The organism is Streptomyces graminilatus (genome assembly GCF_001418565.1).
Classification (GTDB): domain Bacteria; phylum Actinomycetota; class Actinomycetes; order Streptomycetales; family Streptomycetaceae; genus Streptomyces; species Streptomyces graminilatus.
On the sequence record NZ_LIQQ01000554.1, the window covers coordinates 1 to 9,884 of the forward strand.

Genomic DNA, 9,884 nt, shown 5'->3' on the forward strand with positions numbered 1-9,884 from the left:
GGGCGGCGGCACGGGCCGGGTCGCCGCCGTGGGGGCGGGCGTCGGCGGGTACTGCGGGAAGGGCGCCGCGATCGTCGGCGGGTACGGGCCCGCCTGTAGGGTCTCCGCGCTCAGGGTGCCTCCCGCGCCGATGATCCGCAGATCGTGCTCGGCCTGCTCGGCGGAGAGACGTTCGGCCGGATCCTTGCGCAGCAGCCCCTCGATGACGGGGGTCAGCGGTCCCGCCCGGCGCGGCGGCGGCAACTCCTCGTCCACGATGGCGCGCAGGGTGCTCAGCGGGGTGTTCTGCCGGAAGGGCGAATTGCCCTCGACCGCCGCGTACAGCATCACGCCCAGCGACCACAGGTCGGACTCGGGGCCGGGGGTGCGCCCCAACGCCCGTTCCGGAGCCAGGAATTCGGGGGAGCCGATCAGCTCGCCGGTCATGGTGAGGGCCGAACTGCCCTCGACCGTCGCGATCCCGAAGTCGGTGAGCACCACCCGGCCGTCGTTGGACAGCAGTACGTTGGCCGGCTTCACGTCCCGGTGGAGCACCCCGGCCTCGTGCGCGGCCCGCAGCGCGGAGAGCACCTCGGCGCCGATGTGCGCGGCCCGCTGCGGGGACAGCGGCCCCTCGGCGTCCAGTTGATCGGCGAGCGAGAGCCCGCGGACCACCTCCATGACGATCCAGGGCCGGCCCCCGTCGGTCGCCACGTCGTACACCGTCACGACGTTCCGGTTGGAGACGCGGGCCGCGGCCCAGGCCTCGCGCTCCAGTCTGGCGTACATGCGTTCGATCTCGGAGGTGGCCAGGCCGGAGGGCGCCCGCACCTCCTTGACGGCGACCTCGCGGTACAGCACCTCGTCGCGGGCCAGCCACACCGTGCCCATACCGCCCTCGCCGAGCGGCGAGAGCAGCCGGTAACGTCCCGCGATCACACGTTCACTGCCCGGTTCCCCGCTCATGAGCGTCCCTCCGTCGCAGCCGCGACTTCACGGATCGGATCTCATCGCGCGCCGATTTTCCGCGCTTCGCCTGATCTCTTCCCAAAAGTAGCTCAGCTGAATGCGGCTACGGCGCCCTTGAGCACCAATCCGGCGCCCAGCGCGACAACGAGGAGCGCGGACGCCAGCGGCGCGGTCCGCCGGACGAACGCGAGCAGCGGTCCGCCGGCCAGCCCCGGACGCCGGTCCAGCAGGCGGTTCGCCCCGCTGCCCAGTCTCACGACCAGGAATCCGGCCCCGGTGAGGGTGAGCGCGAGCCCGATCCCGTACGCCAGTACGAGCAGGAACCCGAACCAGGCCTTCCCGAGTGCGGCGGCCCCGACCAGCACGACCACGGCAGACGGACTGGGCACCAGCCCACCGGCGAACCCGAGCAGGATCGTGCCGCGCACGGTGGGCGCGATGTCGTGCGTGTGGGTGAAGCCGCCGTGGGTGTGTTCGAGGGTGGTGCGGTTGTGCTTGTGGGTGTGTTTGCGGTCGTGGTCGTGATCGTGGTCGTGGTGCTCGTGGGTGTGGCCGTGATCGTGATCGTGCTTGTGGTCGTGATCGTGGTCATGACCGTGCACGTGTGCGGGAGCCGCGGTGGGCGCGGGTGCGAGCGCGGTGGCCGTGGGGGCGTGCGATGCGTGGGCGAGGACCAGTTGGCGTTCCGGTGCCTTGTCGGCGGCGTGGGTGTGGCTGTGGGGGTGCTCGTGGTCGTGCTCGTGGTGGGAGTGACCGTGGTCGTGGTCATGGTCGTGACCGTGGCCGTCGTCGTGACTGTGGTCGTGCGGGTGAGGGTGTGTGTGGGCGGCGGCGTGCTCGCGCTCGTGGGCGCGCTGGCGCCAAACCCGGCGCAGGAGCGTCAGGCCCGCGCCTGTCACCAGGACGCCGCTCGCCACGCCCAGCCAGGCGATGACCGAGGGCGCCGCGGCGGAACCGGCCGTCACGAGCAGGCCGAGGGCGACCACGCCCAGCGTGTGGGTGACGGTCACCGAGGCGGCCAGCGGCATGACGTCGCGCAGCCGGGCCTTGCCGCCCCGGGCGGCGGCCGTGGCCGCCATCAGGGTCTTGCCGTGGCCCGGGGCGAGCGCGTGCATCGCGCCGAGGAAGATCGCGATGACCAGGGCCAGCGCGGCGAAGCCGACCGTGAGGTCGTGCCGGGCCACCAGGGAGTCCAGCGCGCGCGTCCACCGGTCGGCGCCACGGGGCAGCACGGAGGACGCCGGTGCCGCCTTCTCGTCGCCCTCCGCGAGGGCCGGGCCGCCCGGCCGCACCTTCAGCGCGGCCGTCGCGGTGTCGGCCGGCGAGGAGAGCAACTCCTTGGGGTAGCTGGTCAGTTCACCGGAGGACGACTTCTTCGGTACGTCGGACCCGGCGAGCGTCATCCGGTCGCCGCGCGCGGTGATCTCCCGCCAGCCAGGACCCGACTCGGTGCCCGCGCTGTGGAAGCCGACGGCGATGGTGTCCCCTTCGGCGACCTCGGGGAGGGCGGCCTTGAGCTCGCACTCCACGCGCAGGGTGTTCAGCCCGGCCTGGCCGGGCCGCGTGCGCGCCTTGGCGCTGCCCACGGAGAGCGGAACCGCGTGCCCCGAGACGGTGACCTTGCTGCCCTTCGCGGCGGTCGCGCACCGCTGCGCGGCCCAGTCGGTCAGGCCCAGCCTCTCGATGTCGGGCTTGGCCTGGGTCGCCGGGATCTCGGCGAGGTCCTCGACATGGGCGACCCGCAGGTGCCCGGGGGCGACGACGAGACCGTCGTAGCGGTTGACGGTGAAGTTTCCGAGCGGGTGGGCGCTGGCGGCCGTGGCGGGCACGAGTACGAGCGTGCAGGCGGCCGTGAACACGGCGGCACCGGCGGCGGCCGAACGACGGAGCTTCACTTGGCCGCCTCCAGGGACTTGAGTGCCGTACGGGCCTTGCGGGCGCCCAACGGGGAGAAACCGGGGTTGAGTTCGAGGGCGGCGGAGAGCGAGGCGCGGGCTTCCTTCGGGTGGCCCGTGGCCTGCTCGATCACGCCGCGGTGGTAGAGGAAGGAGGCGTTGTGGTAGCCGGTCGCGGTGGCGCGGCGGGCGTACGGCAGCGCTTCCTCGTCGTGGCCGTTGACGTGCAGTGCCCACGCGAGGGCGTCGGCCGTGTGCACGGTCTCGCGGCGGTCCCACTCGGCACGGGCCGCGCGCAGCGCCGACTTCCTGTCGCCGTGGTCGGCGGCGGCGAGCGCGGTGTCCAGGTCGGCGTTGACACCGTTGGCGCGGGCGATCGCCGTCCAGGCGTTGACGAGCGCGTACTGGGCCCGTGCCTTCGCCAAGTCACCGTCGCCGCCCCGGATTTCGTACAGCTCACCGAGTTCGACGAGCGGACCGGGCAGCGGGAAGCGGGAGACGACGTCCTCCATGCCCTTGATCGCGCCGGCCCGGTCGCCGTCGGCGAACTGGGCGCGGGAACGGCCCTCCAGCGCCGGCAGGTAGGCCTCGTCGGCGGCCAGGGCGCGGGCGTAGTACTCCAGGGCGGACTTGTACTGGCCCTGGTTCCAGGCGAGTTGCCCGAGCGCGCTGGCCACGTACGCGATGTCACCCCGGGAGGTGGAGGCGCGCAGCGCCTGCTCCAGCACACGCCGGGCGGTGCCGACGTCGCCGCGCAGCTCACGCACGTACGCGAACCGGGTGAAGACAGGCACCCCGGGCCGCTTGGCGTCGGCCACGTTCGTCGCCTTCAACGCCTCGTCGTAGCGCCCGAGTTCGACCAGGGCGTCGATACGGGTGGACAGGGCGCGCTCGCTGTAGGGGTTCCGCGCGAGGGCCTTGTCCGAAAACTTGAGGGCGCCGGGGAAGTCATGGCGGGCGGCGGCGAGGGCGGCGCGCCCGGCGAGAGCGGGATCGTTGTCGGGCTCCAGCTCCAGGGACCGGTCGAGGGCCTGCTGGGCCTGCGGATACCGGGAGGGGTCGCCCTTGGTGCGGGCCTGCTCGACATAGGCGAGCCCGAGAGTCGCCCAACTGCCGTAGTCCTTGGGCTGTGCCCGGAGATGGGCCTGGAGCGAGGCGATGCTCGCGCCGATGTCGCCGCTCGCGAGCAGCGCGGGAGACATCGCGGCGGGCGCGGACGCGACGGTGGCGGTCCCGTTCCCGTCCCTGATGGCCCCGAGCACCACGGCCCCGGCGGTGAACGCCACCGCCAACGCGGCAGCGCAGGCGCCGAGTTGCACCGCCCGCCACCGCCGCGAAGACTCCCCGAGCCGCCGGACGGCGGCGACCCGCTCATCGCCGGGGGCCGGGGAGACGGTGCCGGGGGACGGCTGGCCGGGAGCGCCATGGGGTGCGCTCCCGGCCGCCACGCCCCCGGAAGAGGCGTCGGTGTCGGCTTCGCTGTCGAGGTCGGTGGCCGCGGCTGCCTTGCCGGTGCTGGACGCGAGGCCGGTCTCCGGCACCTCGGGGGTTTCCGGAGCGGTCTCGGCCGCAGAGGTCTCCCGGCTGGCGCCGGCCGGGGCGAGGGCTGGGGCGCCCTGCTCGACTTTGTTCCCTTCGGAGACTTCGGAGACTTCGGGGACTTCGGGGACTTCGGAGGGATTGGAGACCTCGGAGGCCGCCGCGTCACGCGGCGCGTGCGCGCGGTCGGCCTCCGGCCCCGCAGCGCCCGCCCCGGAGGGCAGGGCCGTGGCCCCGGCGTCCTCCGTGCCGAGGATCCCGGGCGTCCCCGCCGTGTCGGTCGGCCGGTCGCCGAGCTCACGGTCCGGTCGCGGGAGCGATGGCTGCGGCGCCTGCTCGCGGTCCGGCGCGTTGTCGTTCGTACGCGGGGGCATGCCCTCTCCTCAAGGTTCCTGGGCGGGTCTGCTGCGGGGTGGAGCGGTGGTCAACCACCCGGTTGGGGCCGGGGGTTGACCGGGTGGGACGCGGCCCGTGCCGTGGGGGACGGAAGTGAACGGGCCGCGTCGATCAGTGGGTCGGGGCGAACGCGGCTCAGTAGGCGCGGTTCCCCATGTTCCGGCGCCACCACACCACACCGGCGGTGATGAGCAGGAAGCCGGCCGCACCGGCCGCCGCCGAACCGGCGATCAGCATGGTGTCGGTGCCGCCACCGGAGGTGCCGGCGGGCTGAAGGGCGTCGCCGAGCTGGCTGCGGACGTCGTTGGTGCCGCTGGTGCCCTTGGCGAGCGGGCCGCGCGAACCCTCGGTCGGCAGAGCCACGTACGGGAAGTACTTCTCGAAGTTCTTGTCGTTCTTGTCGACCGCGTCGCCCAGGTCGTTCTTCGCACCGAGCAGTTCACCCTCGACGACCTGGAGCGAGGCGTCGATCACATCGTCCGTCAGACGGCGGCCGTTCGGGAAGCCGGCGGTGTCACCGTCGAGCACACCGAGACGCTTGGGGTGCATGGCCGGGGCGATCGAGGTGTTGAGACGCAGTTCCTCGGAGGGAGTCACGTACGGCGGCTGGTTGAGACCCTTGACGCCCTTGAGGAAGACGTCGACGAGGTCGTTGCGCGGCTCCTTGGGCGCCGGGATCTTGTAGATCGCCTCGATGAGCTTCGGCAGCTCGGGGTTGGTCACGTTCTTCAGGAACTGGGCGTCACCCGAGGGCTGGGACGCGTTGAACTTGTCCTTGTCCTTGATGGGGTTGACGACCTCGTTGACCAGCGGCATGCCCAGGCGCGAGACCTGCGAGTAGTAGCCGTTGGCGTTGCGGCGCTGCGTCGTCGACCAGATGCCGACGATCGGCTGCTTCGACGACTCCGTGATCATGTGCGTCGGCACCTGGAGCGCGATCGTGTTGACGTTGTAGCCCTTGAGCGTGTCGTTGCCGACCTCGGAGAGGTTCCCGCCGTACAGCAGGTCGAAGACGCGCAGGTCGAGGAAGAACGGGTCGTCGGCCTGGCCGGCGAACGTGGACGAACCGTTCGTCAGCTTGTGGATGGCCTGGTCGCGCAGCTTCTTGTAGTTCGGCATCGACGCCTTGCCGACGTTCGACGGAGCGACCGGAACGTCGTCGGCGATCTTCGTCCGCGAGACCTCGCGCTTGTACTTGTACTTGATCAGCTCGATGTCGTACGACTGCGTGACGTTGAGGTCCGGGTCGTACAGGCTGTCGACCGCACCCGTGTTGTACAGGAACGTCTTCTTGTTCTTCACATGCGTCTTGAAGGTGTAGCGGAAGACCATGTCGTCCTGCGCGTCACCGTTGTTGTCGATGTGCAGGTCGTACTGGGCGTCCTCGGCGAACTGGAAGAAGTTCGGGCCGCCGGCCGGGTCCTCGAACGGGATCCAGTTCGCGACGATCGTCGTCGTGTCCTTCTTGTCCGGGCTCACGAACGCGTAGACGTCCGTGTTGTCGTACTGGGGGGTGCCCGAGATGAGCGGTGCCTCGCGGTGGCTGGAGGCGAAGGCCGCACCGGGCGCGAGCGCGGTGACGCCGGCGGCAGCGAGCCCCCCGGCGGCCATCGCACCGGTAATGAGGGTCGCGATGCTCCTGCGCCGTGCCGCGCCCTTGGAGTTGGTTGTCGTCATGCCGTCCGTCCTCACCGTGTCAACTTGCCTGACGACGGTGATTCGGAGCCCTCCCGGAGGCGGATTGGTCGAATCTGAAAACTTTCTCGAAGAAGTTTGGGAGGCCGCCGACCCGCGTTCCGAGGGCAGTTGATCCGTACCCATCCGCAGGCGCGTTCGCTTCGAATGCCTAAGGTGACGGTGACAAGTGTGATGGAGCGGGGTGGGGCCGTGTGCGGCCATAGAGAGGGGACGCGGGTGGGAGCGGACGAGCTTCTGGTTCTCGTGGCCGGCGGAGACCAGAAAGCCTTCGAAGAGCTGTACGGGATCGTGTCCGGGCCGGTGTTCGGTTTGGTGCGGCGCGTGGTGCGGGACCCGGCACAGTCGGAGGAGGTGTCCCAGGAGGTCCTGCTCGAACTCTGGCGCTCCGCGGCCCGGTTCGACCCCGGGAAGGGCAGCGCCCTTTCCTGGATACTCACGCTCGCGCACCGCCGGGCCGTCGACCGGGTGCGCAGCGCCCGTGCGGCCGGTGAGCGCGAGCAGCGCGAGGCCCAGCGCTCCCACCGTCCCGCCTTCGACCATGTCGCCGAGGAGGTGGAGGCCGGGATGGAACGCGAATGGGTGCGCCGCTGCCTGGACCGGCTGACCAACCTGCAACGCCAGTCGGTCACCCTGGCCTACTACGACGGCTATACGTACCGTGAGGTGGCGGAGCGGCTCTCGCTCCCGCTGGGCACGGTGAAGACACGGATGCGCGACGGACTGACCCGGCTGCGCGAATGCCTGGGAGGTGTCGCATGAGCGTGCTCGGCAGACTGTTCCGCCGCGAGGATCTCCACTCCCTCGCCGCCCCCTACGCCCTCGACGCCCTCGACCCCGACGAGCGGCGCCGCTTCGAGAAGCACCTGTCCGGCTGCGACGCCTGCACCGCCGAGGTGCGCCTGCTGTCCGAGGACGCCGTCAGGCTGGCCTGGTCCACGGCCGCGCCGCCCCCGTTCGCCATGCGCGACCGGGTCATGTCCGCCGTACGCGCGACCCCGCAGGAGTCACCGGGCAACTCCCCGGCGTACGCCCCCGGACGCGCCGCCGAGGCGCCCCGCCGCAAGAGCCATCAGTTGCCCGCGCACGTGTGGGGCACCGAACCGCCGCCGCGCACTCGCCGTGCGCCCCGCATGCGCCCCATATTTGCCCCGCTCGCCACACTCACGGCGGCAGCCGCCCTCGTCGTCGCCGCGCTGTTCGGTGTGCAGTACACCCAGACCCAGGACAAGCTGGACACCGCGCAGGCCGAGGCACGTGAGATTGCCGACGTCCTGTCGGCTCCCGACGCGCGGGCGACCGCCGACCGGGACGCGCGGGGCCAGGGAATCACCGCGATCGCCTCCGCGTCCGAGGGGCGCGCGGTGGTGACCCTCAGTGGGTACGGGCAGTTGCCGAGCGACCGCGTGCACCAACTGTGGCTCATGCGCCCTGATGTGCAACCGCGCTCCCTGGGACTCTTCAAGGGCGACACGCCCTTGGTCGTGACCGGTCTCGACAAGTCGTCCACATCACTCGCTGTCACCGTCGAGCCGGATGGGGGCTCAGAACAGCCCACCAGCGCGCCAGTTGTCCAACTCGCCCTGGAATCGGTTGGATTCGGAGAGTAATCGTCAACACCCGTGCGGGGAAGGTGAATCCTGTGACCGAGATACCCGTGTGCCCGAAGGGGGCTATAGGGTTAACCTGCCCGGGCTGGGTGGACTCGTACGGGTGGGGAGTGACATGGAACAGATAACGATGCACAGCAGGGCGCGTGTCCCTGCGATCACGTGCGGGAGCAGTGCCACCAAGGCGCGCCTCGACCGTCATCTCTCGGTGCTGTCGGGACCCGCCGTCCCGCAGCGCGAGACGTTGGAGGCGACCTCGCTGATGCGTGAACTCACCTCACGGGACACCGTGAAGCAGCGCAGTGACCTCGGCACCCGTGTCAGCAGGCTCTCGCTCTTCGCCCCGCTGCGCCGCCTGAGCCGCACCCTGTTCGGCGGACGCTGAGCGGACCGTGTCCGGCGCCCCCACGCCGTTCACGGTCCACGGTTCCACGGCCCACGGTTTCCGACTCCGCCCACCGTCCTCGGTCAACCGTCCTTCCGTTCTTCGCCCGTAGTCCGGTTGTTCGCCCAGTCGCTCCCCCCGTGCTCAGGCGATCACACCGTCCCGGCGCAGTGCCGCGATCTCCTCGCCCGTCATCCCCACGGCACTCAGCAGCGCCTCGGTGTGCTCCCCCAGCGCGGGCACGGCGCCCATCCGCGCCTCGCCCCCGCCCGGCAGGGTGATCGGGGGCAGCAGCGCGCGGAGCGGCCCCACCGGTGAACCCACCTCCCGCCACCGGTCCCGGGCCGCGAACTGCGGATGCTCCGCCACCTCCCGTACGTCCCTGAGGCGAGCGCACGCGATCCCCGCCCCCTCCAGCCGCGCCAGGGCCTCGTCGACGCCCAGCGCGCCGAGGGCCTGGCTCACGAGGGCGTCGGTCCGCTCCCGGTTCCCGACCCGCGCCGCGTTCGTCGCGTACGCCGGATCGGAGCCCAGCTCGGGGCGCCCCAGCACCTGCTCGGCCAGCCGCCGCCACTCCCGGTCGTTCTGCACCGACACCAGCACCCTCCCGCCGTCCGCCGTCGCGTAGGCGTCGTACGGGACGATGACGGCGTGCGCGAGGCCGGTGCGCGCCGGGGGAGTGCCGTCGTGCATCGCGTGGTGGAGGGGGTGGCCCATCCACTCGGCCAGCGCGTCCAGCATCGACACCTCCACCGGCCCGCCGCGCCCGGTCACGCCCCGCCGTACGAGCGCCGCCAGCACCCCGGAGAACGCGTACATGGCGGCGGCGATGTCCGCAGCCGGAACCCCCGCCTTCACCGGCAGCTCGGGCGTCCCGGTCACCGACACCAGGCCGGCCTCGCACTGCACGAGCATGTCGTAGGCCCGCTTGTCGGCGTACGGGCCCGACGGCCCGTAGCCCGAGATGTCCACGGCGATCAGCCGGGGGTGCGCGGCGCAGAGGGTGGCCGCGTCGAGGCCGAGGCGGGCGGCGGAGCCCTGGGCGAGGTTCTGCACGAACACGTCGGCGTCGGCGATCAGTCGCCGGACGATGCCCAGTCCCCGGGGGTCCTTGACGTCGACGGCGAGGGACTCCTTTCCCCGGTTGCACCACACGAAGTGCGAGGCGAGGCCGTTGGCGGCGGTGTCGTACGCCCGCGCGAAGTCGCCGCCGTCGACCCGCTCGACCTTGATGACCCGGGCGCCGAGGTCCGCCAGTTGGCGGGTGGCGAAGGGGGCGGCGACGGCTTGTTCGAGGGCGATGACGGTGAGGCCGGTGAGGGGGAAGGGGAGGGGGTCCATGGGGCCGATCATGTCGGATCCTCGCCCCAGCCGCCCCTACCCGTTCCCGTCCAGTCCTGGGGGCTGCGCCCCCAG

General features: G+C 71.7%; 8 protein-coding genes. 3 read left to right on the forward strand and 5 right to left on the reverse strand.

Annotated elements, in window-relative coordinates; translation table 11 throughout:
* From AOK08_RS36270 to AOK08_RS36285, 4 genes are all read right to left on the reverse strand, one after another.
* The coding region (locus AOK08_RS36270) for a serine/threonine-protein kinase (protein WP_157876945.1) at window positions 1-945 on the reverse strand (945 nt) is incomplete at its 3' end.
* A gap of 92 nt (window positions 946-1,037) precedes the next feature.
* Complete coding sequence (locus AOK08_RS36275) at window positions 1,038-2,843, reverse strand: urease accessory protein UreH domain-containing protein (protein WP_055533971.1); 1,806 nt, start codon at window positions 2,841-2,843, stop codon at window positions 1,038-1,040.
* Window positions 2,840-4,756, reverse strand: coding sequence for a tetratricopeptide repeat protein (locus AOK08_RS36280; protein ID WP_055533973.1), 1,917 nt, complete (start codon window positions 4,754-4,756; stop codon window positions 2,840-2,842). Before AOK08_RS36280 ends, AOK08_RS36275 begins: the two co-directional genes overlap by 4 nt.
* Before the next feature lie 157 nt (window positions 4,757-4,913).
* Complete coding sequence (locus AOK08_RS36285; protein WP_079054475.1) at window positions 4,914-6,455, reverse strand: DUF4331 domain-containing protein; 1,542 nt, start codon at window positions 6,453-6,455, stop codon at window positions 4,914-4,916.
* Window positions 6,456-6,692: 237 nt separating this feature from the next.
* Here AOK08_RS36285 and AOK08_RS36290 point away from each other — a divergent pair, with 237 nt between their 5' ends.
* The 3 genes from AOK08_RS36290 (at window position 6,693) to AOK08_RS36300 (ending at window position 8,468) form a co-directional block, all read left to right on the forward strand.
* Window positions 6,693-7,235: a sigma-70 family RNA polymerase sigma factor gene (locus AOK08_RS36290; protein WP_055533977.1), complete on the forward strand. Its 543-nt coding sequence runs from the start codon at window positions 6,693-6,695 to the stop codon at window positions 7,233-7,235.
* A complete protein-coding gene (locus AOK08_RS36295; protein ID WP_055533979.1) occupies window positions 7,232-8,083 on the forward strand; it encodes an anti-sigma factor in 852 nt (283 codons plus the stop codon). The genes AOK08_RS36290 and AOK08_RS36295 overlap by 4 nt, the downstream gene beginning before the upstream one ends.
* 115 nt (window positions 8,084-8,198) lie before the next feature.
* A complete protein-coding gene (locus AOK08_RS36300) occupies window positions 8,199-8,468 on the forward strand; it encodes a hypothetical protein (RefSeq protein ID WP_055533981.1) in 270 nt (89 codons plus the stop codon).
* 144 nt (window positions 8,469-8,612) lie between these two features.
* Here AOK08_RS36300 and AOK08_RS36305 read toward each other — a convergent pair whose 3' ends face one another.
* Window positions 8,613-9,821, reverse strand: coding sequence for a CaiB/BaiF CoA transferase family protein (locus AOK08_RS36305; protein WP_241827241.1), 1,209 nt, complete (start codon window positions 9,819-9,821; stop codon window positions 8,613-8,615).
* Between the last annotated feature and the right edge of the window lie 63 nt (window positions 9,822-9,884).

Bases quoted from the DNA above. Each gene is read 5' to 3' on its own strand.
- AOK08_RS36280 (WP_055533973.1), bottom strand. From the start codon at position 4,756: ATGCCCCCGCGTACGAACGACAACGCGCCGGACCGCGAGCAGGCGCCG.
- AOK08_RS36285 (WP_079054475.1), bottom strand. From the start codon at position 6,455: ATGACGACAACCAACTCCAAGGGCGCGGCACGGCGCAGGAGCATCGCG.
- AOK08_RS36295 (WP_055533979.1), top strand. From the start codon at position 7,232: ATGAGCGTGCTCGGCAGACTGTTCCGCCGCGAGGATCTCCACTCCCTC.
- AOK08_RS36300 (WP_055533981.1), top strand. From the start codon at position 8,199: ATGGAACAGATAACGATGCACAGCAGGGCGCGTGTCCCTGCGATCACG.
- AOK08_RS36305 (WP_241827241.1), bottom strand. From the start codon at position 9,821: ATGATCGGCCCCATGGACCCCCTCCCCTTCCCCCTCACCGGCCTCACC.